General features: G+C 68.9%; 18 protein-coding genes and 1 pseudogene. 14 read left to right on the top strand and 5 right to left on the bottom strand.

What is annotated here, in order from left to right; genetic code table 11:
- Positions 1–27 precede the first annotated feature (27 nt).
- The 5 genes from AB7V09_RS09010 to AB7V09_RS09030 all read left to right on the top strand — a co-directional run bounded on the left by AB7V09_RS09010 (position 28) and on the right by AB7V09_RS09030 (position 5,187).
- Entirely contained in the window at positions 28–327 is a 300-nt protein-coding gene (locus tag AB7V09_RS09010) for a hypothetical protein (protein WP_075414949.1), read from the top strand.
- 1,769 nt (positions 328–2,096) lie between these two features.
- On the top strand, positions 2,097–2,417 hold the full coding sequence (locus AB7V09_RS09015) for a hypothetical protein (protein ID WP_314919763.1): 321 nt from the start codon (positions 2,097–2,099) through the stop codon (positions 2,415–2,417).
- Positions 2,418–2,640: 223 nt separating this feature from the next.
- Positions 2,641–3,351: a hypothetical protein gene (locus AB7V09_RS09020; RefSeq protein ID WP_314919762.1), complete on the top strand. Its 711-nt coding sequence runs from the start codon at positions 2,641–2,643 to the stop codon at positions 3,349–3,351.
- Between the two features lie 198 nt (positions 3,352–3,549).
- Positions 3,550–4,473: a hypothetical protein gene (locus AB7V09_RS09025; RefSeq protein WP_314919760.1), complete on the top strand. Its 924-nt coding sequence runs from the start codon at positions 3,550–3,552 to the stop codon at positions 4,471–4,473.
- A gap of 261 nt (positions 4,474–4,734) precedes the next feature.
- Positions 4,735–5,187 carry a hypothetical protein gene (locus AB7V09_RS09030; RefSeq protein ID WP_314919758.1) on the top strand — a complete coding sequence of 151 codons (453 nt, stop codon included), beginning with the start codon at positions 4,735–4,737 and terminating at the stop codon, positions 5,185–5,187.
- Positions 5,188–5,387: 200 nt separating this feature from the next.
- Here the strand turns inward: AB7V09_RS09030 and hemQ are convergent, their stop codons facing one another.
- The 3 genes from hemQ to AB7V09_RS09045 are packed head-to-tail and all read right to left on the bottom strand — an operon-like array spanning position 5,388 to position 9,175.
- The gene (hemQ, locus tag AB7V09_RS09035) at positions 5,388–6,197 is read right to left on the bottom strand and encodes a hydrogen peroxide-dependent heme synthase (RefSeq protein ID WP_003788055.1); all 810 of its coding nucleotides are present in this window, start codon (positions 6,195–6,197) and stop codon (positions 5,388–5,390) included.
- Between the two features lie 40 nt (positions 6,198–6,237).
- Positions 6,238–7,686, bottom strand: coding sequence for a ferrochelatase (locus AB7V09_RS09040; protein ID WP_419143551.1), 1,449 nt, complete (start codon positions 7,684–7,686; stop codon positions 6,238–6,240).
- Positions 7,679–9,175, bottom strand: a complete 1,497-nt coding sequence (locus AB7V09_RS09045) for a glutamyl-tRNA reductase (RefSeq protein WP_419143552.1) — start codon at positions 9,173–9,175, stop codon at positions 7,679–7,681. The genes AB7V09_RS09040 and AB7V09_RS09045 overlap by 8 nt, the downstream gene beginning before the upstream one ends.
- Positions 9,176–9,365: 190 nt before the next feature.
- On the opposite strand from AB7V09_RS09045, the gene AB7V09_RS09050 reads away from it, so the two are divergent.
- The 8 genes from AB7V09_RS09050 to AB7V09_RS09085 all read left to right on the top strand — a co-directional run bounded on the left by AB7V09_RS09050 (position 9,366) and on the right by AB7V09_RS09085 (position 20,013).
- Positions 9,366–10,733 carry a uroporphyrinogen decarboxylase gene (locus AB7V09_RS09050; RefSeq protein ID WP_419143553.1) on the top strand — a complete coding sequence of 456 codons (1,368 nt, stop codon included), beginning with the start codon at positions 9,366–9,368 and terminating at the stop codon, positions 10,731–10,733.
- The gene (locus tag AB7V09_RS09055) at positions 10,730–12,400 is read left to right on the top strand and encodes a protoporphyrinogen/coproporphyrinogen oxidase (protein WP_419143554.1); all 1,671 of its coding nucleotides are present in this window, start codon (positions 10,730–10,732) and stop codon (positions 12,398–12,400) included. The genes AB7V09_RS09050 and AB7V09_RS09055 overlap by 4 nt, the downstream gene beginning before the upstream one ends.
- 129 nt (positions 12,401–12,529) lie before the next feature.
- Entirely contained in the window at positions 12,530–13,822 is a 1,293-nt protein-coding gene (locus AB7V09_RS09060; protein WP_419143555.1) for a hydroxymethylbilane synthase, read from the top strand.
- Positions 13,823–13,826: 4 nt separating this feature from the next.
- Complete coding sequence (locus tag AB7V09_RS09065) at positions 13,827–15,008, top strand: uroporphyrinogen-III synthase (RefSeq protein ID WP_419143556.1); 1,182 nt, start codon at positions 13,827–13,829, stop codon at positions 15,006–15,008.
- Between the two features lie 309 nt (positions 15,009–15,317).
- Positions 15,318–16,367, top strand: coding sequence for a porphobilinogen synthase (gene hemB, locus AB7V09_RS09070; protein ID WP_419143557.1), 1,050 nt, complete (start codon positions 15,318–15,320; stop codon positions 16,365–16,367).
- Positions 16,368–16,550: 183 nt separating this feature from the next.
- Positions 16,551–17,954 carry a glutamate-1-semialdehyde 2,1-aminomutase gene (gene hemL, locus AB7V09_RS09075; RefSeq protein WP_419143563.1) on the top strand — a complete coding sequence of 468 codons (1,404 nt, stop codon included), beginning with the start codon at positions 16,551–16,553 and terminating at the stop codon, positions 17,952–17,954.
- A gap of 129 nt (positions 17,955–18,083) precedes the next feature.
- Complete coding sequence (locus AB7V09_RS09080) at positions 18,084–19,283, top strand: AAA family ATPase (protein WP_419143558.1); 1,200 nt, start codon at positions 18,084–18,086, stop codon at positions 19,281–19,283.
- Positions 19,276–20,013, top strand: a complete 738-nt coding sequence (locus tag AB7V09_RS09085) for a hypothetical protein (RefSeq protein WP_419143559.1) — start codon at positions 19,276–19,278, stop codon at positions 20,011–20,013. Before AB7V09_RS09080 ends, AB7V09_RS09085 begins: the two co-directional genes overlap by 8 nt.
- A 178-nt stretch (positions 20,014–20,191) precedes the next feature.
- Here AB7V09_RS09085 and AB7V09_RS09090 read toward each other — a convergent pair whose 3' ends face one another.
- Both AB7V09_RS09090 and AB7V09_RS09095 read right to left on the bottom strand, forming a co-directional pair.
- On the bottom strand, positions 20,192–21,133 hold the full coding sequence (locus AB7V09_RS09090; RefSeq protein WP_060956928.1) for a macro domain-containing protein: 942 nt from the start codon (positions 21,131–21,133) through the stop codon (positions 20,192–20,194).
- Positions 21,134–21,271: 138 nt separating this feature from the next.
- On the bottom strand, positions 21,272–21,652 hold the full coding sequence (locus AB7V09_RS09095; protein ID WP_060956929.1) for a thioredoxin family protein: 381 nt from the start codon (positions 21,650–21,652) through the stop codon (positions 21,272–21,274).
- Between the two features lie 493 nt (positions 21,653–22,145).
- Here AB7V09_RS09095 and AB7V09_RS09100 point away from each other — a divergent pair.
- A pseudogene (locus AB7V09_RS09100) lies at positions 22,146–23,344 on the top strand (integrase core domain-containing protein); the annotation flags it as partial.
- Between the last annotated feature and the right edge of the window lie 252 nt (positions 23,345–23,596).

Raw genomic sequence — 23,596 nt, forward strand, 5'->3', positions numbered from 1 at the left:
GAACCGACCATTAAGGAGAATGCTGGCATGGCACAGATTTCCGCAGACCTTGATAGCCTCAAGACCCTCTACCAGACCCTCAAGGACGACGTCCAGCGGGCCGACGACATTCAGAAGCTGACCGACACCGCCCTTCAGAACGCCGTCTGGGAGAGCTCCAACGCTCAGAAGTTCCGCGAGGCCTGGGCCGAGTTCAAGCCGAAGCTCGTCACGTTCGAGCAGGCGTTCGCCACCGCCGCGACCGACGTTGCCAACAACTACAACAACAACGCGGACGTCAACGGTGAGAACGTCGAGCACCTCGCCGCTGTTGAGCCGATTGCCTGAGCGACCCTCTCGCCTGAATGGGTCGGGAACAGCACACGCTGTTCCCGACCCATTTAGCGTCTCTAGGCTCAGGCTCTCTCTCGGCTACATACAGCCTCGAGACATCTGACATCAATCTGCAGGCCCACCCGACGCGAAGCAGCATCACCCCCATCCATCTACTTCGGTAGGCATGGATATTACACCCTCAAATACAAGAAGCCAGTTCAATGAAGTCGTTGTCATGTCTGTTCGGATAGCCCACCTCTTGACATGCTTTGCCTGCGTGGTTCTGTCGGTCTCCAGCTGTTCGTTGTCGAAATCTAGCGATGTGAAGTCGGCAGTTGCACCCAGCAGCGTCGCCCCGTCCGAAGTCGGAGCAGAATGCCCTGGAGTCCCAACGACATCGGTGGACGCAGTCGCGAAGAATTTGTCTTTTTGGCCATCTGAGGCTCTGCAGAACAATTCCGATGCCGTGACGAACGTTGAATGCTATGGCCATAACGATAAGCATTTGATGGTATTTTACTCGCACTATGGCGAGAATCTGAAGGGGAAGGACGTCCACGAGCTGTCAAAAGCCTATCGAGCCTCGCAGCCCAGTAGTACCTTCCCCGTCGCGGGAGTCGTGGGCGCTAAAGGTGAGGTTTTCCTCGGAGATGACGGTGGGGGTAGCTCAATCATCACATGCGGTAACTCCTTCATCCTCGTCTCCTTCTACCCGTGGCAAGAACTAGGAGACAACCTTGACGTCAATCTTCGCAACCTGGCACTGTCAATGGTGCCTTGGGTCTGTCAGGGCGAGCCGGTGCCCGGCCTTGGGGCGGACCTGACACCAGCGTTCCCCGACGGGACAGCTACGGCATCGACCTCGCCAGAGGCGCCAGGAGGCGAACCGTCCCCAACTGCACCTGAATCGGAGTCAGGGCTGTAGCGGCCCCACCGCACCACCCTCTACCGCCCCACAGGTGACGGCTCAGAGGACGTCACTAGGGACTCAGGCCAGTCCCGGGATGCAATGAGGTAGGGGGCATGCAGAAGCCGCGATCGCGGCGACGCCCCTCATCCCCGCGCTGACCATCCACGCTGCACACGTGAGTCCAGGCGGCCTCTGGGTGGTGTCATGATTCCGCGGAGTGTGATCGGGAAGCGCGATCCCCGAGCTGCATGACAACCGACCGGGCCCCACACCCGCAGTCGGTGACAATCCGCTATCCTTCACACGAAAGCGCCCTTCGCTTGGGGTTCTCGAACGGCAGGAGCCCGCCTTGTCGCAGGCGAAGCGATACCGTCACCCCACTTGCATCACCTCAACAGTCAACACCTAAGTTTAAGGTCAGGTTGTCATGAAGCTTCGGTCTCGGTGCTTTGTCGTTGCGAGTGTCGCTATGGTGTTTCTGAGTGTGTCGTGCTCTGTGGTTGGCGGCGGGGAGGTGCCCCCTAAGAAGGTCGCGCCATTGCGTTCAGTCATGTTGACCCGCGAGGACGTCCCTGGGGCCACTGACGTGAAGTGGTCGAATATCTCGGGATACCAGAGTAATTGCCCCGCCGCGGATGATGACCTCAATCTGTCGTTGTCATCGGATCCTGAGACTCATTTGAGTGTCGAACGCCTTGAGGGTGATGGGATGTCCGTTACCCAGGCACTGATCTTCAATCTCATAGAGAGTGACAAGGGTGGACGTGTTCGTGCTCTGCAAGCAGATGTCATAGCCTGCGACGGTGTAGAGACGACTGAGAATCGCCCCTGGCCCGACAGGCCCGCACCTGCACCCGGGGAGCGAGTGAGCGTGGCGATGTCGACGCTGGAACCGGGCTCCCTGCCCAAGGGCGCCTTCGGTTTCAGGCAGCGGGCCACCACACGAGCCAGTGTCGTCGTCGTGGACATGGTCTACGCACCTGTGAGACGCGGAGACCAGCAGGGCATCCTCATGATCCGTACCGCCTCAACCGAGGGTAAGACCAGTCCGCAAGACGCCGTCGGGCTGCTGAACAAGGCGCTCCACCGCGCCGACGCCCGCATCGACCCCGACCAGCTGATCGCGCCGGCGCAGCCGACGCCGGTATCAGGCAGCGCCACGGCGACACCGACGTCGCCGCCAACACCCTGAGCCCACCCACGAACGCACCTTCCTGCGACTCTGGGTTGGAGCAACTCCAGCAGCAGTGGCTTCATCAGCCAGAGGCGGTAGCCGTTGACGTCTGCACCGTCGGAGAACAGAGATGTGGCCTTCGTCGGACTGCCGTGACTTGGTTGTGATCTGGCGGGTAGGGTCAGAGGGTTCCTGCTGCGCCGGGGGATTGTGCTCGGCCTGATCGTGGAGGTGCTTCCTCATGACCCGTTCCCGCGTCAGTCTTCCTGGTCACCGTCGTGTCGCCAGCGCCCTGGGGGCTGGCGTGCTGGCCGCCTCGCTGGCCCTGGCTGGCTGCTCGTCAAGCAACCCAAAAGGCGGAGGAACGATCCCACCCCTCAACACCGCGGGCGCCAGTGCTGCATCGACGACGGCACCGGCCGCCTCGGGTGGGGCGTCGGCCGGTGCGAGCGGCGCTGCCAGTGCGGGGGCGGTGACTGCTGAGTCCCTGTCCGACCCTGACCTGGGGTACACAGTGGTCTCCATCCCCCAAGGCCTGGACGCCACCCAGACCAAGGTCCTCCAGGACTATGTCGCTTACGACAAGGCCACCTGGCGCGTCTGGTCAACACGGGAGGGACTGGACGAGGCGCTGGGGCGAACCACGGGGGCAGCGCAAGTGACGCTCCAGAATACTTATGATTCTATGACCGATCAGGACAACCCTCCGATGAAGGTTGGCGTCGGTGATATTGAGGTATCAAAAGACGCTCAGACAGCCGATGTGACGGTGTGCCTCGACAGGACGCAAGTGACCAACACCGATTTTCAAGGGAACGATGTCACCAATAAAGAAAGGCAGCGTCGAGTTAAGATACAGGTTCACATGGTGCCGGACGATAGCGGTGTATGGGTCACAGAAAACGAAAAGAAACTGTCCTTCAATGAATGCACTACCGAATCTGGGAAGTAAAGAAATATATTAGGGGCTTCTGTGGTGAATGTCAAGATTGTAAGAACTGGACTGGCAGGCTTGCTTCTACTGTGTCTCGGCGTGCCGGCTCCAGAAGTGCTGGCAGAAATGGACAAGAGTGCACCATCTGATGTGTCTGGTTCTGCGGAGGGGACTGCTGATGGTGGTGGCGTGGTGACTATCTCGGTGGAGTCGAGTATGACGACGGCCGGTTCTGGCGGGGGTGACGGTGGTGGGGTGACGTCCTCGTCGTCCTCCAGCACCGAGGTGACGGTAAAGCCGGTGTGCTACTACAAGGCAGGCAAGACCGGCGCCGAGCAGGCCAGTCAGATCGACAAGAACAAGGCTGCCGCGGCAGAGCGGCAGAAGAAGCAAAACCAGAAGCCCACCAAAAATGGTTCAGGGCGGCCGTCTTATATCCTTAAGAGCGGGAACACCTACCCCGACTATGAGTCTCATCGAGACGACACCCAGGGGCGCTGGTACTTCCGCTACTGCGACGGAAGCTTCTATGACCCGAAGAATCCTGAGGAGTTCAAGAACGAGCGCAAGGCGTTCTTCGAAGCCAACCGCGACCAGAACATCTGGGTCCCGGCCGGTCAGCAGGCCCCCAAGCCGTACATCTCGGGAACCCGCCTGGCCAAGGTCGCCTGGGACGCGGTGAAGATCCCCGCCCCGACAGTGGAGACCAACCCCAAGGTCGGCCCCCAGGGGGCGACCCTGGTAGGCATGGACACCTGGGTGTGGGCCACCGGCAGCACGCCCACCAGCGTGACCGCCAGGGCCACCGCCGGCAGCACCACCGCCACCATCACCGCCGGGTCCTCCGGCCTGCAGCTGTCAGCCCCCGACGGCAAGGCCGCCTGCACCGGCTTCGGTATCGCCTGGCACTCCGGCATGCCCGAGGGCTCCAGCCCCTGCACCATCTCCTTCAACCGCAGCTCGGCCCACCTGGGCGGCACCACACCACTGACCATCAAGGTCGCCTACTCAGCCTCCTACACCGCCACCGACGGCAACACCGGCACCCTACCGGCCATCACCACCACCAGCACCATCAACCTCCCCGTCGCCGAGGTCCAGACCCTCACCACCAACCACAACAACCCCCGCCAGAACTGAACCGACCACAAGCATTGAAAGCAGCCGGGCAAGAGTTATCAACCAATAGACTTTTCAGGAAACACACATCCTATGACAGGTGGATAACAGCAAGTGAATGGACACGATTCCCACTCCAAGGCTGACGGCGATTCACTTCGCATGCAACGCCAGTCGCCCACCCGTGTCATACTTGCCGGTCTATTGGCTGCGATTCTTCTAGTGATGATCGGAGTCTCTTGGCACCTTCTAGGGAACCACAACGACCACACTCGCAAGAAGATGCCTGACCTCACGGTTCCCAGCGTCATTCCGAGCGGTTCTGCTCAAACATGCCGTGGCATACCCGACAAAAGCGTGCAGGCCTTGCTGGGTTCCTATGGCGACGATTTGAGGTATCGTTCAGTGCATCTCCAGAACTACACAACCTGCACCATTGCCAACTCGAACAAAAATATTCTTAGAATAATCTACGGTCATGCAGATGGCGACAACTTCCCTTCCGACAAGATCGCAACCGAGAAGAACGGGGCGAAACCAGTTGTCCTGCAGTCCGCCCCACAAGGTCATGGACTCGTGAATTCCACGGACACCGCCAACGCAGAAATTGTTTACCAGTGCGGGCAAGGACAGTTCATCTCAATCACCATCCGAGGCTACGTCCTTGAAACCCCGGTCGAAAGCAACCTGATTAATATGGCGAATTCGATTTCCTCACTGGCTTGCACCACATAGATGGCCGCCCTCTCCTGCTTCGACCTTCACCAACAGCGCCGGCAGATGCGTCGTCGCCCACCCTCACGGCCGGGGACATCTCGCGTCGGCGGGTGCTGTTTGCGCGTCCGGGGACAGGATTCCTGTCCCCGGACGCGCGGGACGTCCCCGGCCCGAAGAGAGTGTCCCCGACGGCGTCGAATGTCCCCGCGGACAGGGAGTCAGGCCCAGGGCTGGCGCTGGGCCCACTCCTGCGGGCTGACGCGGCGCCCGGTGTAGAAGGGCGTGTCCACGCGCACGTGCATGCGCGCCTCCGTGTAGCGCTGGTGGTGCAGGACCCCCTCGAGCCGGTCGAGGCTGTCGGCCTCGAAGCCGAGAATCCACTCGTAGTCGCTCAGGCCGAAGGTTGACAGGGTCGAGCCCTTGACGTCAGGGTACTTGGAGAAGCCGTGACGCCCGTGCTGGGCCATCATGCGCGAGCGCTCCTCGGGCTCGAGCAGGTACCACTCGTAGGAGCGCACGAAGGGGTAGACCATGACCCAGTCGCGCGGCGCCACCCCGGCCAGGCAGGCCGGCACGTGGCGGGGATTGAACTCGGCGGGCGTGTGCAGCCCCATGCAGGACCACACCGGCTCCAGGTAGCGGCCCAGCGCACTGCCGCGCAGGCGGTGGTAGGCGTCCTGCAGGACCTCGGGGTCGTCGTCGAGCCACCACACGAGCAGGTCGGCGTCGGCGCGCAGGCCCCCGACGTCGTACCAGCCGCGCGTCGTCACGCCGCCGGCCTCGACGAAGTTGGCGCTCTCCCCCAGGAGCTGCTCGCGCTCGGGCTGGGAGGCGGGCAGCGGGCGGGCCAGGCGGAAGACGGCGTAAAGGGTGTAGTGGTACTGGTTGTTGATGGCCTCCAGGTCGACGTCGGTGGCGTCGCGCGGGTCGCGGTGGGGGCGGCGCTCCTCGTCCTCGAAGCGGTGCAGGCCGCCCTCACCGGGGTGACCGCCGGGATGTCCGTGCTGGCCGTGGGTGTCGGTGCTCATTCTCTTCTCCTGGTTCTTATCGGAGCTACTGGGATGGGGACTATCGAGAGCCGTCGCCGTCGGTCCCGTGGTGAGCGGGCCGGCCGGGGTGGCCGGCCCCGTTCCGGCAGCACGAGTCCGGGCAGACCGTGTGGAACGGGCCGACGCCGGTGGTCGAGTCGGGCCGGACGTCCTCACCGCGGGCGGCGGCGGCCCGCTCGAAGAGGATGTCGACGAGGGAGTCGATGAAGGCCGGGTGGGTGCCGACGGTGGCAGCGCGCGCATACGGCATCCCAAGGTCGCGGGCGGTCTGGGCGGCCTCGGTGTCGAGGTCGAAGACGACCTCCATGTGGTCGGAGATGAAGCCGAAGGGGGCCACGACGACGCCCCCGGGCCTGCTCACGGGGCTGCCGTCGGTCAGGTGCCCGGCGGCCAGGGCCTCGAGGTGGTCGTTGACGTCCGGTTCGAGCCAGCGGGCCTGCGGCGGGCCGGAGCGCGAGCAGTAGACGAGGTCGGCCTCGACCGTCTCCAGGCCGAGGCGGCGGGCGACCTCGGGCACGAGGACGGCGGCCAGCGCCTCGTGCTGGGCGACGTAGGAGACCTCCGTGGACAGGTCGGCGGCCACACCCGGCTCTCGCCGCCCGGCGCCGGTCGGGCCGGCGACGTCGGAGGGGCGGGGAGCCCCGGAGGCGCCGGGTGCGCTCTTGGGACCCGCCCCCGGGGCGGAGCCGGCCTCCATACCCAGGGGGATGGAGTGGGTGACGAGCACGAGTCGCGCGTCCGCGGCCGCCACTCCCTGCTCGGCCAGGGCGCCGTAGGCCTCGACGATGGCGTCAATGTTGGCCTGCAGCAGGCCGGGGGTGTTGTAGTAGGGGCGCGTCTTGTCCGCGGTGAGCTCCACGGGACCGCCCCCGTCCCCGCCGACCCGGGCAGCGGCGTCGGCCTCGAATCCCTCACCGGTGGAGCCGTCCGCGCCGTCGGCGAGCAGGGCGACGGCGCCGGCCAGGTCCTCGCGGTACTGGCGGCACCCGGAGTAGGAGCCGAAGGCCGCGGTGGGCAGGGCCAGGACGCGGCGGGCCCCGGCGTCGGCCAGCTCGCGCAGGGCCTGGCTGACGAAGGGGTGCCAGTTGCGGTTGCCGACGATGATCGGCAGCGTCGAGCCGCGCTCGGCCAGGCGGGCCTGGAGGGCGTCGCGCAGCTCGGCGTTGCACGCGTTGATCGGGGAGGCGCCGCCGACGCTCTGGTAGTGACCGGAGACCTCTACGAGGCGCGAGTCGGGCACGCCGCGGCCGGCGGTGGCGTTGCGCATGAAGGGCAGGACGTCCTCGGGGCGGCGGGGCCCGCCGTAGGACTGCAGAAGGATGGCGTCGTAGGGGGCCAGCGGGTCGAGGGCCGGGACAGTGGCAGGGGCTCCGGCGAGGTCGGCGCCCGGGAGGGTGTCCGGGCGTGCGTCCAGGCGCGCGGGAGCCTCCTGGGTGGGCCCGGGCGTGGGCGCGGCGGTGTCAGTCATGGTTCTCTCCTGTGCTTTCCAAACCCCAGACGAGGTTGAGGGCCTGACGGTAGGCCTCCTCGCGGCCCTCCTGGCCGGCGCGGCGGGCCATGACGGTGGGCTGGTGGAGGAGGCGGGCGGCCAGGTGGTGCAGGGCCCGCTCGGCCTGCGCCAGGGGCACCATGGGCTCGCCGTCGATCTCGCTGGCGGCCTCGAAGCCGGGCTCGGCAGCGAGGTGATGGTGGGGGCAGGCCCCTGCGGCGGCGTCGGCGCTGTTGACACCGCTGACGCCGGTTCCGGCGCGCCCGTCGACGGCGGGGACGGCCAGGGCGAGTCGGCGGGCGGGCTGGGGGCGCAGACGGGCGGCCTCCTCGGCGACGACGCGACCCACCTGGGCGCGCAGGGCGGTAATGAGGGGGTCCATGGCCCGGCCGGCCAGGGTGCGTTCGAAGTCGGCGGCCTCGGCCTCGACGATGGCGCGGGCGGCGGTCACCTGCCGGGCCTCGGCGTCAGGAACGGCGTCGCGCACGCGGGCCAGGTCGAGGTGGACGACGCCGGGTAGGGCGCCGACGGCCTCGTCGACGTCGCGGGTCAGGGCCAGGTCGAGGATGACGAGCGGCCGGCCGGCTCCCCCGGCCGAGCCGGCTCGCTCGGCGGCGACGGGGGCGACGACGTCGGCGGTGAGGATCGGCCCGCCGGTGCCGCGGCAGGTGACCACAAGGTCGGCGCGGCTCATGGCCTGGCTCAGGGCGCCGGTGGGGACGGCGCGCAGGCCGTGGCCGGCGGCGAAGGCCTCGGCGCGGTTGGAGGCGGAGTAGACGGCGATGTCGCTCAGGCCGCGGGCGCGCAGGTCGGCGACGGTGGCGCCGGCGTAGGAGCCAGTGCCGACGATGAGGGCGCGGCAGTCCTCCAGTGGCGGCAGGTGGCCGGCGGCCTGATCCACGCCGACGGCGACGACGCTGCGCCCCTGACCGGACAGCTCGGTCTCGTGGGCCACCCGGCGGGCGGTGGCCGAGGCGCGCTCGACGACCCGCACGAGCTCGGGGCTGAGCGTGCCCTCGGCGGCGGCGGTCTCGGCGGCGCGCCGGACCTGGCCGACGATCTGGGCCTCGCCGACCACCATCGACCTCAGGCCCGCGGCGATGGCGAGCATCTCCCGGCGGGCGGCCGCCCCGACCAGGTGGGTCAGTAGGAGGCCGCTCGGGGGGAGCCCGGCGCGCTCGGCCAGGAAGGCGGTGATGGTCTCGCCCAGGTCTGACGCCGCGGTGGACCGGCTCGCGTCAGCCGGAGAGAGGTCCGGGTGCAGGGCCGCCGGACAGCCGGTGTCCGCCCAGGAGTCGGCATCGATGAGCAGGGTCAGGCGGTTGCAGGTGGACAGCACCAGGACCCCGCGCAGCGCAGGGACCGCCTCCAGGAGGTCCGACCCCAGCCCCGGGGCGACCGCACCGAGCCGGGCAACGACGTCGAGGCCCGGCAGTCGATGGTCTGCGGAGAGAAGATGAGTAGTCACAACGAGCGCTATTGAAACATCACCACGGGGAGCAGGCACAATAGCGGCGTGGCGACACACACCCGACATCATGACAATGCGTCATCACCATATTTCTGACACTCTGTCAGGACCCGACGGACGTCTGGAACGCCGCATCATCACGCGCAATAAACCCCCTCTGACCACTGCTGACAGGAGGCAGTCGGATATGTCTCGCATTCAGTTCCCTTATCGCAGGGAAAGCACGCGGCGTCAGCATTCTTCGCCCGATAACAGCGATTTCGTCACCGGCAGTTCACACAATGATTCAATGACTTGCGAGCCGGCGGCGAGGGCTGCCGGAGCGGCACGGCCTGCCGGGACCACGACGGGACCGGCTCCGTCGCCGGCGCTCCTGGAGGCGCTGGCGGGGCGGAGGCCCGCGCGCACACCGGTGTGGTTCATGCGTCAGGCGGGACGGTCGCTGCCGGAGTACCGCGCGCTGCGGGCGCGCGCCGGCGTGCCGATGCTGGATGCCTGCCTGGATCCTGCGCTGGCGGCGGAGGTGACGCTGCAGCCGGTGCGGCGCCACGGCGTCGACGCCGCCGTCTTCTTCTCCGACATCATGGTGCCGCTGCGCCTGGCGGGCGTCGGGGTGCGGATCGAGGAGGGCGTCGGGCCGGTCCTCGACGCCCCGGTGCGGAGCGGCCGCGAGGTGGGCGAGCTGGTGGCCCGCCGCTTCGGTGACGGCCCCGACACGGAGGGGGTCGGGGCGATCGAGGAGGCGGTGCGGCGCGTCGTCGTCGAGCTGGGCAGTCCGCAGGCGCCGAGCGTGCGCGAGGGGCTGAGCGAGCGGGCGCGCGCCGGGCTGGAGCACAGTGCCGGGTCGGCGGGGTGGACGCCGGTGCTCGCCTTCGGCGGGGCGCCCTTCACGCTGGCGGCCTACCTGGTGGAGGGCCGCCCCAGTCGCGACCACCTGGCGGCGCGCACGCTCATGCGCGCCGACCCCGACTCCTGGGACCGGCTCATGACCTGGTGCGCGCGCCTGACCGGCGAGTTCATCGCCACCCAGGTGCGTGCCGGGGCGGCCGCGGCCCAGCTCTTCGACTCCTGGGCGGGCTCGCTGTCCCCGCGCGCCTACCGCGAGCGCGTGGCCCCCTACTCGGCGCTCGCGCTGGATGTCGCCCGCCAGGCCGTCTCCCCCACCACCGGTGAGGCGGCGCCGCTCATCCACTTCGGGACCGGGACCGCCCGGCTGCTGGGGCTCATGCGGCAGGCGGGGGCCGACGCCGTCGGCGTGGACGAGCGCATCGAGCTGGGCGAGGCCATTGAGGCGCTGGCCGGGGCCGACCCGCAGGCGGGGGCCTGCCCGGTCCAGGGCAACCTGGACCCGGCGCTGCTGGCGGCGCCGTGGCCGATCCTGGCTGAGGAGCTCGACGCGGTGCTGGCCGCCGGGCGCGCGGCGCCGGGGCACGTGGTCAACCTGGGGCATGGGGTCCCGCCGGCCACCGACGCGGACGTCCTCACCCGGATCGTGGCTCGGGTGCACGGCTCGGCCGACTGGGAGTCCGTGGCCCTGGCCGGGTGGGAGGCATGAGCGGGGAGGCCGTCGAGGAGCGGCGGTGGGACGCGCTCGTCATCGGCGGCGGGATCGCGGGTCTGACGGCGGCCTGGGACCTCGTGCGCGCCGGGCTGCGGCCGCTGCTCATTGAGGCACGCGGCTACACCGGAGGGCTCGTCGCCGCCGGGAGCATCGGTGGGGCGCGCATGGACCTGGGAGCCGAGGGCTTCGTCGTGCGCGGCCAGGCGGCCACCTCGATGCTCACCGAGCTGGGGCTGCGCACCGCCGCCCCGCACGGCCGGCCCAGGCTCTTCCTGCCTCCCCTCGCACCGGGCGCCGGCGCAGGGCCGTCCCAGTGGGGGCTGCACCGGTTTCCTGAGCACGCCTACCTGGGGATCCCGGCAAACCCAATGGCTCCCGACGTCGTCGCCATCATCGGGGAGGAGGCCGCGCGCCGGGCCGCGCAGGACGCCGACCTGCCCGGTGCAGTGGGCACCGGCCCCGAGGATCCGGCCGACCTGGCCTCCTTCGTGACTGCGCGGATGGGGGCCGGCGTCCTGGAGCGCCTCGTGCGGCCCATCGTCGCGGGCATCCACTCGGCCGACCCGGCGGATCTGGCGGCCGACGTCGTCATGCCCGGGCTGCGGCGGGCCACGGCGGAGCTGGGGTCGCTCAGTGCCGCTGTGGCGGCGGTGCTGGAGCGGCGTCGGGCCCGCCAGGACGGGGCGGGCGGCCGGAGCGTGGACGCGGCCGTCGAGGGCGGGCTGTTCCGGCTCACCGACGCGCTGCGCGAGGCCATCGAGGCCGGCGGCGGGAGTGTGCGCACCCGCACCGGCGCCCAGTGGCTGCGGCCCGGCAGCGGCCAGGAGCGCGCGGACGGGGAGGCGCCGGCCGCCTGGCGGGTGGGGATCGCCCCGACGCGCCGGGGTCCGACGCCGTCGGATGAGCCGGTGCCCGATGGTGCGCAGGAGGTCGTGGCCACCGACCGCGTCGTCGTGGCCTGCTCGGCGAGCGCCGCGCTGCGGCTGCTGCGGGGGATTCCCTACCTGCCCGCGAGCGCGACGGAGCTGACCGTGCCGGTGGGGGCGCCGATCGCCCGCTTCACGCTGGTGGCGCGGGCGCCGGAGCTCAGTGGCGAGCCTGTGGGCTCGGGGCTGCTCGTGGCGCCCGCCGGCGTTGCTGAGCCCGGTGAAGTCGCCGGCCTCACCGCGTCGTCGTCGGCCGGTGCCGGGGCCTCTGTGTCGGACTCTCATGGGACGGATCCCGGGGGGTCTGCGCGCCCGGTGGCCTGCCCGGTGCGGGCCAAGGCGCTGTCGCACCTGAGTGCCAAGTGGCCGTGGGTCGGTGCCGAGCTGCGGGCGCTGCACGGCCCGGACGTCCACGCGCTGCGCCTGTCCTACGGTCGGCCCGGGCAGCCGCGACCGCAGGTGGATCTGCAGGTGGCGCTCGATGACGTGGCGGCCCTGACCGGGGTGCGGATCGAGCCGGAGGCGGTCATCGACCACATGCTGGTGCGGTGGGACGGGACGCTGCCGCCGGTGACGCCCGCCTACCGGGAGCGCACGAGGCGCCTGGAGGAGCAGCTGGCGCCGGTGACGGGACTGGAGGTCACCGGGGCGTGGGTGGCCGGGACCGGGATCGCGGCCGTCGTCGAGCACGCCCGCGCCGCGGTCGGGCGCCTGGCGGGCTCCCATGGCGGGTGAAGCGCCGCGCCAGGACGGGGGCGGGCGGCGCGTTCGTATATTAGGTCTCGAGTTCGTACTTCCAAGGTACGAAGGCGAGCCCTACGGTACGAACGCGCCAATGGAAAACCACGCACGAGGAGGGGATGCATGACCACGACGGGGACGGGCTCCCAGCGGCTTCGCCTGGGCACGCGCGGCTCGCGCCTGGCGCTGACCCAGTCCGGGCAGGTCGCTGAGGCACTGATGGCGGCCGGCGGGGGCGGTGCGGCCGCCGCGGCCGGCAAGGCCAGCGAGGGTTCCGGCGGCCTGGGCATCGACCTGGTCACCGTGCGCACGGACGGCGACGGCGACCGCACACCCCTGCGGCAGCTCGGCGGGGTGGGGGTCTTCGCGGCCCGGCTGCGTCACGCGCTCTTGGATGGCGAGGTGGACCTGGTGGTCCACTCCTTCAAGGACCTGCCCACGCAGCCAGTCGAGGGTCTGGAGGTCATCTGCGTGCCACCGCGCGAGGACCCGCGCGACGCCCTGTGCGCCCGCGACGGCCTGACCCTGGCCGACCTGCCCGAGGGGGCCCGCGTGGGCACCGGCTCGCCGCGCCGGGCCGCCCAGCTGCTGGCGGCCCGCCCCGACCTGGAGGTGGTGGACCTGCGCGGCAACGTGCCCACGCGCCTGGCACGGGTGCGAGGGCTGGAGGCGGTCGGCGTCGGCACCGATGAGCCGGTGGCGCCGAGCCGAGCCGATGCCGCCGGCGACCTGGACGCGGTGGTCCTGGCCCTGTCGGGGCTACGGCGTCTGGGGCTGGAGCACTGTGCGAGCGAGGTGCTGGACCTGGAGACGATGCTGCCCGCACCGGCACAAGGGGCCCTGGCCGTGGAGACGCGAACCGGCGAGGACTCCGCGGAGCTGGCCCGGGCCGTGGCGGCGCTCGACGACGAGCCCACGCGCCTGGCGGTGACGGCCGAGCGGGCACTCATGGCGCGGCTCGGGGCCGGCTGCGCGGCGCCGGTGGGGGCCTGGGCGCACCTGCGGGGCGGCGATCAGGAGCCGTGGGAGGAGCACGCCGAACACGGAACCGGGTGGAACGAGGGCTTCCGCGACGATGACACCGCCGTGACCGGGGGCAAGCAAGGGGCTGGGGCCGCGAACGGCGGCCCGCGGCCAGTCGGGGTCTCCGAGGTAGGACCGCACGATTCAGCGGCCTCGTGCCACTCGCCGCGGGTGCTCGTGCTGCGAGCAGTGGTCACCTCACTCGATGGCGGCCAGGAGGTCGGCTGCGAGCTAAGTACTGAGCTGCCCGAGGCCTCTGGGGTGCCAGGGGCTCCCGGGGACACGGCGGTTCGGGCGGCCGAGGCACTGGGGGTCAGGGCGGCCGAGGTCCTGCTGGAGGACGGCGCCGACCAGATCGTCGACCTGTACGCCAACAAGCCCCGGCGGGACTGAGGCCATGGCGCAGTCCACCTCACGCACTGACTCGGCCGGGGGCGTGCCGGGCCTGCCCCGGGAAGGCGGCGGAGCACCGCTGTCGGGGCGGGTGGTTCTCCTGCCGCGCCTCAAGGAGCGCGACCGCATCGCCTCGGCGCTGGAGCGGGCCGGGGCTCGGGTGCTGCGCGCCGCCGTGACACGGACGGTTCCGGGTGAGGCGGCGGCGCTGGAGGCGACTGCGCGCAGGATCGTGGCGGGCAAGGCGGCCTGGCTGGTGCTCACCTCGGCCCGGACGGTTGAGGCGCTGGCGCCGTACCTGCTTGCGGAAGCCGCCTCGGCGACCGGAGACCAGGCCCTCCATCAGGAAGCCGGCACGTCCGGCCCCCACGACGGCTCCGTGCCTCCCCACACCCCAATCACCCCACCGGGACAGCACCAACCACGCTCAAGCATCCCGCCGATGCGGGTGGCTGTCGTCGGTCCGGCGACAGCACGTGCGTGGACCAAGTTCACCGGGACCGCCCCCGACCTGGTGGCCCGAGGATCGGCCGCCGCCCTCCTGAAGGAGCCCGCGTTCGCCGGAAGCCCAGCAACCGGAGACCACGCGCCCTACCAGGAACCCGACATTCCCAACACCCACCACGGCACCCCGCCACCCCACGCCCCAGCACGGATCCCGGAATCGAAGACGGCCCCTCGAGGCCTTCCCGGGGGTGTCACCGGCCCGCATGACTCCAGCTGGAGGGCTCATGCCTCCGACGATTCCCCCGCTCGGCTTCGAACCGCTCCGGAGGCGGCACGGCGCGTGCTGCTGCCGGCCTCGGCTCTGGCCGACCCGGCACTGGCGGACGGCCTGCGTCGAGCGGGCTGGGAGGTGGAGCAGGTGGCCGCCTACACGACCGTCACGGCTGACGCCTGCAACCTGCCCCCGGACCTGGAGCACAGGTGGGCCACTGGCGGTGTGGACGCGGTCGTGCTCACCGCCCCGTCCACGACGCGGGCCGTCCTGGAGCTGCTCGGCCCGCCGCCGCAGGGAACCGGGCTGGTGGCCATTGGCGCCACCACGGCGGCGGCCACCCGCAAACTCGGTCTGACGGTTGCTGCCGTCGCCCCCTCCCCCACGCCCGAGGGGGTCCTCCAGGCCACCATCGACGCCATCCGGGCCACCGCGGGCCCCACCCCTCCCCCTCAGGAGCCGCCGTGATGGCCACATACCGGCGAAAGTGTCACGATTGGTGACTTTTCATCGCCGCCACTACCCCCGACGCATCTACCCCCTCAGGTATTTACCCAGGTCAGAGCCAGACGCTCAGATGAGTTCAGCAGCCACAAACCCCGCTCGGCGCACTAAAAGTCGCCATTCGTGACACAAAACCACCCCGCAGCCTCTGAACCCGACACAAGCGCCCCCCGCACAAACCTCCTCAGACCCACCCGATCCGCCTCGTTCCAGTCATTCCAACACTGTGGACGGCCTGCGAGGCGGCGGACCACCTACCACCAGGAGCACCTCATGACCGATGCCCTTCGACCGGCCGCCGACTTCCTGTCGCGCCGCTCCGTCCCCGACCCACAGGCCCCCACGGTCCGCCCCCGGCGCCTGCGCACCACTCCGGCGATGCGGCGCCTGGCCCGCGAGCACATCGTGGACCCGGCCGCCCTCATCCTGCCGGTGTTCGTGCGCGAGGACATCGACACCCCCCGCCCCGTGGAGGCGATGCCGGGCGTCGTCCAGCACACGCTGGACTCACTGCGTCGCGAGGCCGCCGCCTGCGCCGAGGCCGGCATCGGCGCCATCGACCTGTTCGGTGTTCCCGCCACCCGCGACGAGGCCGGCACGGCGGCCTGGGCCGAGGACGGCATCCTCAACCGTGGGATCGCGGCCGTGCGCGCGGAGGTGGGGGACGAGGTCGTCGTGTGCGCGGACACCTGCCTGGACGAGTTCACCAGCCACGGCCACTGCGGCCTCATCCGCCCCGACGGCCCGCGCGCCGGTGAGGTCGACAATGACGCCACCCTGGCCACCTACCAGGCCATGGCCGTCTCCCAGGCGGAGGCGGGGGCGCACATGGTCTCGCCGTCGGGGATGATGGACGGGCAGGTCGCCGCGATCCGCGCCGCCCTGGACTCCACCGGCCACGATGACGTCTCGATCCTGGCCTACTCGGCGAAGTACGCCTCGGCCTACTTCGGGCCGTTCCGGGAGGCCGTGGGCTCCACGCTCACCGGGGACCGGCGCGCCTACCAGCAGGATCCGGCCAACCGCCGCGAGGGCATGCGCGAGGTGATGCTCGACGTCGCCGAGGGGGCGGACATCGTCATGGTCAAGCCGGCCGGCCCCTACCTGGACGTGCTGGCCGACGTCGCCGCCGCCTCCCCGGTGCCGGTGGCGGCCTACCAGGTCAGCGGCGAGTACGCGATGGTGGAGGCGGCCGCGCAGCGCGGGTGGATCGACCGCGAGCGCGTCATCGCCGAGTCGGTGCTGGGCATCGTGCGCGCAGGGGCGGACATGGTTCTGACCTACTGGGCTCGGGAGATCGCCGAGAACTCGGCCCTGCACTGATACAAGAGCCACGGAGGGCAGGATCGTTCCGGTAGGTTGGGAATCAGTTCCGCCCGGTACGGCTCACCGGCCCGAACCGGCCCTGACCAGTCTCTTCACAGTTTTACCGACAGGATCACCGTGACTCAGCAATCGCAGCCCGCAGGCCGGCCCTCCAGCGCCACCGCTTCGACCAACACCTCCCTGTTCGAGGCGGCTCGCGCCGTCATCCCCGGGGGCGTCGACTCCCCGGTGCGCGCCTTCGGCTCGGTGGGGGGCACGCCGCGGTTCATCGCCTCGGCGAGCGGTGCCCACGTCACTGACGCCGAGGGCCGCAGCTATGTGGACCTGGTGGGCTCGTGGGGCCCTGCGCTCCTGGGCCACGCCCACCCGGAGGTCGTCGCCGCGGTCCAGGCGGCCGCCGCCCGCGGCCTGTCCTTCGGCGCCCCCACCGCCACAGAGACGCTCCTGGCCGAGGAGGTGCGCCGCCGAGTGCCGGCCGCGCAGAAGGTGCGCTTCGTGTCCACCGGCACCGAGGCGACGATGACGGCCGTGCGCCTGGCCCGCGGCGCCACGGGCCGGGATCTGGTGGTGAAGTTCGCGGGCTGCTACCACGGGCACAGTGACGGCCTGCTCGCGGCGGCCGGCTCGGGCCTGGCCACCGGCGGCCTGCCGGGCAGCGCCGGCGTACCCGCGGCGGTGGCCGCCCAGACCATCGTCCTGCCCTATAACGACGTCGCCGCCCTGGAGGCCTGCTTCGCCGAGCGCGGCGCCGAGATCGCCGCAGTCATCACCGAGGGCGCCCCGGCCAACATGGGGATCGTGCCACCGGCGCCCGGCTTCAACGCCGCGATCCGCCGAGTGACCGCCGAGCACGGCGCGCTCATGATCCTCGATGAGGTCCTCACTGGCTTCCGCGTGGGCCCGGCCGGCTGGTGGGGCCTGGAGGCCCTCGATGGCTGGACCTCGGACCTGCCGGTCTTCGCCACCGCCGGCGCCGCTGCTTCTGAGCGCGCCGACGTCGCAGCCCCCTCCTGGCCGGGCGCCGACTGGCGCGAGCGCGCCGCCTGGGTGCCGGACCTGGTGACCTTCGGGAAGGTCGTGGGAGGCGGGATGCCGCTGGCCGCCGTCGGCGGGCGGACGGAGGTCATGGACCTGCTGGCGCCGGACGGCCCCGTCTACCAGGCGGGCACGCTCTCGGGGAACCCGCTGGCCACGGCGGCCGGCCTGGCCACGCTCCAGCTGGCCGACGACGCCGTCTACGCCTCGGTGGCCGAGCATGCCCGGACCATCGGCGAGGTGGTCTCGGCGGCCCTGAACGAGCAGGGCGTGCCCCACCGCGTGCAGCGGGCGGGCTCGCTGTTCTCCTTCATGTTCGGGCAGCGGGCCGCCGAGCAGGGTGTGAGCGACTACGAGGCCGCTCGCGCCCAGGAGACCTGGCGCTACGGGCCCTTCTTCCACGCCTTCCTCGAGGCGGGGGTGGGCCTGCCGCCGTCGGTCTTCGAGGCCTGGTTCGTCTCGGCCGCGCACGGCGAGGCGGAGCTGGAGGCGATCGCGTCTGCGGCCCCGGCGGCCGCCCGCGCCGCCGCCCAGGCCCAGGCGAACTGACCCGCCCGCCCCTCAGCCGGATGAGGCACCAACTCCTTACGTGATCTGGTTGGCGAGTAATGCGTTCGACTCACACAACAACCGCCCCAAATCGTAGACAATGAATAACAACACCGCTATAATCATGTCATGAGCAGCGATAAGTTACCGATCCTAAAGTCGATACACGCGAAGAACTATCGTTCTCTCGCCGACGTCGACGTTGATTTCGGACGCTTCTCCGTCCTCGTCGGCCCCAACGGATCAGGGAAGTCGAACCTACTGTCCATCCTGAGATTCATCCGGGACTCAGCACGGACAGATATCTCCACCGCAGTCACCGCCCACGGCGGCTTTGACCGCCTACACCGATCTACAAACAAGACCGGCGGTGTCGAGTTGACCATTAAGGCGCAGATCACGGAATTTGCATCGACAAAAGCCCCGGATGTTTACACACTCACCTTGGAACAGGATGGCCCGAAACTGCACCGCAAAGAAGAGTTCACCTACAAACGAACTCAAGGGAGGGGGCGGAGACTAGGGTTCTCTGTCGATGGCGTCGACGCAGTGAAGGTTGAAGGAAATACAACGAGACGAAGGAGTTCCCTCACCCTCACGGACTCATCATCCTCGGCGCTTGGAACTTTTGCGCGCATCAATGCGGACTGGCTAGGAGACGGCCCCAGCCACTTCCTCAACTTCCTGTCCTCAATCAGGTACCTCGACCCAGACGTTCAAGCCGCACGTCAACCGAGCCGGGTAGGACACGAGCCCCTCCTCCCCCAAGCAGCCAATCTATCCACTGTCCTCCAACGCATCAGAGAAGAGGACCCTGACGCGTTTGAGACCCTGACTCAGGACCTTCAGGAATGCCTACCGGGGCTAGACACCATTGAGTTCACAAGCAGAGGCGGAGACGCACTGTCCGTCGTCACAACTCTCCGAGAAAAGGGGCTCACCCAGTCGATCGAGTTGGCGGACGCCTCCTTCGGAACCGTCCGCATGCTTGCCCTGCTCGCCGCCTTCCACGACCCGACACCACCACCACTCACCGTTGTCGAGGAAGTCGACCATGGCCTGCACCCTTACGCCCTGGATGTCCTCGTCGACCGTATGCGGCAGGCCTCTGAGCGCACTCAGGTCATTGTGGCCTCCCACTCCCCCACCTTGGTCAACCAACTCGCTGCGGACGAGCTGATCTTGTGCGACCGCGACCCTGCAACTGGTGAGTCCGAGATCCCGGTCTACACCAGCAGCGAACTCACAGACGCTCAGGAGGCGAGCGGACGCCGACTGGGGGAACTATGGTATGCGGGAATCCTCGAAGGAGTACCCCGACATGGTTAAGAAGCCCGTCATCCTCGTGTTCGGTGAAGGTGGAAAAAACGCTCAAGGAAAACACGGTTACGATGCTGAAGCTATCGCAGCCCTTCTCCCAGCACTGAATCCGAGCATTGCTCAGACCTACGATGTAAAACGGCTCACAGACCCTCCTTCATTGACCCGAGGAGCTTCACACAGAAGCGTCCAGAACTGGATGGAAAAGTTGAGCGACATGATCGCTGAACAGGAAAGGGTCCGTCCTGTTCACGCCGTCATCGTTCATCAGGATACCGACCAAGAGGACGCAGATCTTGAAGGGCGCACCCAATTACTTGAGCACCTTAAGCAACTGAAAATACCAGCAGTCAGAAAAAGGGACAGCAAGAAGGGTCAGAGAAACAAAAGTAAGTCACTGTCTCATAACCATCGAGAGGTACTCGCCGTTACGCCCGTAAGGATGACTGAGGCCTGGTGGCTGCTGTTCCCTGAGACGGTGAGGACACTAGCGCCGGGCGCATGGCGGGATCTCAAGTTCGCTCAGGAACCTGTGGAACGTCATCAGGACCCCGCCGGCCACCTGACGAGTCTCACCGATCGTCACACCAAAGGTAAACGCAAGTACAGCAAGTCCGATTCCCCAAAGATCGCGCGAAAACTCGCTGAGCGAATCAAAAGAAATCAGGAGCCCGCTAAACCCGTCAACCCCGCCAGCGCCTCCTGGGACCAGTTCGTCGACGACGTCCGATCCCTGTAGCACACTCCCGCACTGCACGAGGGCAGGGACGTGCTGGCAAGGGTTGTGCGTAGTGAACGAGAACTCCACCTACGTGGGGTTCACTCTACTCCTGACCAGAGGGCACCGGCCCTCAGGCAGTACCCCCGGCCTCCAGGCGAGCTGACCGCCCCTCGGCGAGGCCGCCAGCCCCCGTCCCTTACGGCCGCCAGGGCGGCGGGGCGAGGGCGGCTTCGTAGGCGGCGACGTCGACGTCGGCGTTGAGGCTGATGACGATGCGCATCCGGGAGTCGGGGTGGGCCGCCAGCCAGCGGCCGATCGTCTCCAACGTCACCAGCGCGGCCTGCCGCTTGGGGTAGCCGAAGACGCCCGTGGACAGCGAGCACAGGCCGACGCTGCCCAGCCCCGCGGCGTGCGCGACGTTGAGGACGCTCGTGTAGCACGAGGACAGCAGGCGCCGGTCATGCAGGGTCGGTTTGCGCCCGTCCTCGATGACGGGCCCCACCGAGTGGATGACGTGCTGGGCCGGCAGGTGGTAGCCGCCGGTGAAGACGGCCCGGCCGGCGGGCTCCCCGCCCTGGCGACGGGTGGGGTCGAAGGTCTCCGCCCAGGTCATGTAGCGGGCGCACTCGGCGCGCAGGGCCGGCCCGGCGACGGCGTGGATGATGTTGTCGATGCAGCGGTGCCCGGGGGCGAAGCAGCCGAGCATCCCGGAGTTGGCGGCATTGAGGACGGCGCCGGCGCGCAGCCGGGTGAGGTCGCCGCGCCAGAAGGCCACGTTGCGGCCCAGCAGGCCGGGAACGTGATCGGTGATGGCCAGGGGCGGGATCTCGGTGGCGTCGACCATGCCGCGCTCGGCGGCCTCGGCCTCCAGGAGGGTGTCGAGGTCGGCGGCGATGTCCTCGGGCAGGGGAGCCGGGGGGCGGGCGGTGAGGAGGAAGTCGAGCATGGTGCGCAGCTCGTCGGGGTCGGTGGGGACCGTCGAGTCGATCCAGTCCGTGGCGCCCTCGGGGTCAGAACGCAGGAAGGCGTAGACGAGGTGGCGCACCAACGCGTCGCGGCCCGAGGCACCGACGGGGACCGCCCATCGGGCTCTGACAGCGTGGCTGACGTGGGACTCCAACTTCACGCGGGCCATCATAGGATATCAAAACGTAATGTTCTGCCCTTGGGTGGGCGAGCCGGGTAACAGACGACGACGTCGCCCGGAAACGGCGGGTTTCCGGGCGACGTCGGACGGCTGCAGGGGCCGGCAGGCGGCCCCGCGGTACCTGACGGATCAGGCCTGAGCGCCGGAGGCGGCCTCCTCCTCGGCGATCTTGGCCTTGAGCTCGTCCATGTCGAGCTCGCGCACCTGGGTGATGAGGGAGTCCAGCGCGGGGGCAGGCAGGGCGCCGGCCTCACGGTAGACCAGCACGTTGTCGCGGAAGACCATGAGCGTGGGGATCGAGGAGATGCCCAGGGCCCCGGCGAGGTCCTGCTCGGCCTCGGTGTCGACCTTGGCGAAGGTGATGTCCGGGTTGGCCTCGGAGGCCTTCTCGTAGATGGGGGCGAAGCGCATGCACGGGCCGCACCAGGAGGCCCAGAAGTCGACGATGGTGATGCCCTCGCCGTGGATGGTGTCCTTGAACTCGGGGCCGGTGATGTTCTTGGTGGCCATGAGTGTTCCTTTCAAGACTGGAGACAGATGGGTTCCACTGCGGCCAACACGGCCGGGCCCCAGCCTATTCCTGGGGCCGGCGATCCTTGTGTCGGGGCGCCCGGCCTCGCAGCTGCCTGTACCACCTCCCACCTACCAACACCACCCACCCCGTCACCTCCGGCCGATGCAGCACCCCTTCTGCCGATGCCAGTCGACCTCCTACCTCCTGCGGCCGGGGACATTCCACGCGGCCGGGTGCGCGCCACTCCGGGCGGGGACAAGCTGCGCGTCCGGGGACAGGATTTCGGTCCCCGACGGCGTCGAACGCCCCTGTTATGTCTCTGGACATGGGTGACGGTTCTGTGTCAGGACATGGGTGACACTTCGGTGGGTTCTGGGGGTGACACTTGTGGTCTGAGATTGAGCGGTGAGCTCTGATAAGAACCGTAGTGTTGATCCTCGTGTCCGTCTGGCGATCGCCCAGTGGCCTGATGACGCGCCTCGTGGGGCGGTGACGACGTTCTGCGCTGAGCACTCCATCTCACGCAAGACGTTCTACGTCTTGCGGCGCCGAGCCCGCCTGGAGGGGCCGGCGGCGGTGCTTGAGCCCCGGTCGCGTCGCCCGCGCTCCAGCCCGGCCCGTCTGCCTGAGGCGGTGCGCTCCCAGGCCCTGGAGGTGCGGGCGGCCCTGGAACGCTCAGGTTTGGACCACGGCCCGATCAGCGTGCACGACAAGATGGCCTCCATGGGACTGAAGGCGCCCTCACCGGCGTGGCTGGCCCGGCTCTTCCGCGACCAGGGGGTGGCCCGCTCAGAGCCGTCCAAGAGACCACGGGCGGCCTGGAGACGGTTCGTCTACCCCGCCCCCAATGCCTGCTGGCAGCTCGATGCCACCGAGTACGTCATCACCCAAGGACGCAAGGTGGTCATCTTCCAGCTCCAGGACGACCACTCCCGCCTGGCGGTGGCCTCCCTGGTCGCCTCCAGCGAGACCAGCCAGGCAGCCATCGACGTCTTCGACAAAGGCGTAGCCGCCCGGGGTGTGCCCCAGCGTCTGCTGACCGACAACGGCATCGCTCTTAACCCCAGCCGGCGCGGAGTCACCGGACGCCTGGTGGAGCACGTGCGCTCCCTGGGGGTCGAGCCCATCACCTCCAAGCCCTACCACCCCAGCACCCAGGGCAAGAATGAGCGCTTCCACCAGACCCTGTTCCGCTACCCGGACCAGCAGCCCCTGGCCGCCTCCATCGCCGAGCTTCAGGAGCAGGTCGACCGCTTCGACCTCATCTACAACACCCAGCGCCCCCACCAGGGTCTACCCGGGCGCATCACCCCGCAGCAGGCCTGGGACGCCACTGAGGTGGCCCAGGCGCCCCGACCGGACCGCGACACCGCCCCCATCACCCCAGGAGGCTCAGCCCCTCAGCCAGACACCACCGCACGGCACCAGGTGCATCGACACAAGCCCATCGGTGCCACCGGACAGCGCGAGCTGACCGTCGGCCGCAACGGCACCGTCCACATCAGTGGCATCGCGTTCCTGGTCAACCGCCACCTGGCCGCCCCAAGGCACTTCCTACGTCTCTCACCACCCACCCGACCCCACCAACCAGCGCGGAGGCCGCGGCCGCAAGAGGCTCTAACTGTCACCCATGTCCCGACACACCAAACGTCACCGAAGTCCTGACACAGAACTGTCACCCATGTCCCGAGACATCACAGGCGTCGAACGCCCCCGACCGCACAGAAATGTCCCCGACGGCGTCGAATGCCCCCCTGGGTGAACGGTCCCCATAGGCACGAGGCACCCACCACCCTCAGACTTGACTCGCCAGCCACAACCGACCCACCGACAGTTTTCAGGAGGGCACCCATGGCGATCTACTGAATCGCCCCGGGTTTGATGGAGGCAGTGATGACACGGAAGGATCACTGTCATGGGACAGAAGAAGTACCCCGATG

The sequence above is a fragment of the Actinomyces sp. SKVG-SVH-4(1) genome, from assembly GCF_048514265.1.
Classification (GTDB): Bacteria; Actinomycetota; Actinomycetes; order Actinomycetales; family Actinomycetaceae; genus Actinomyces; species Actinomyces oris.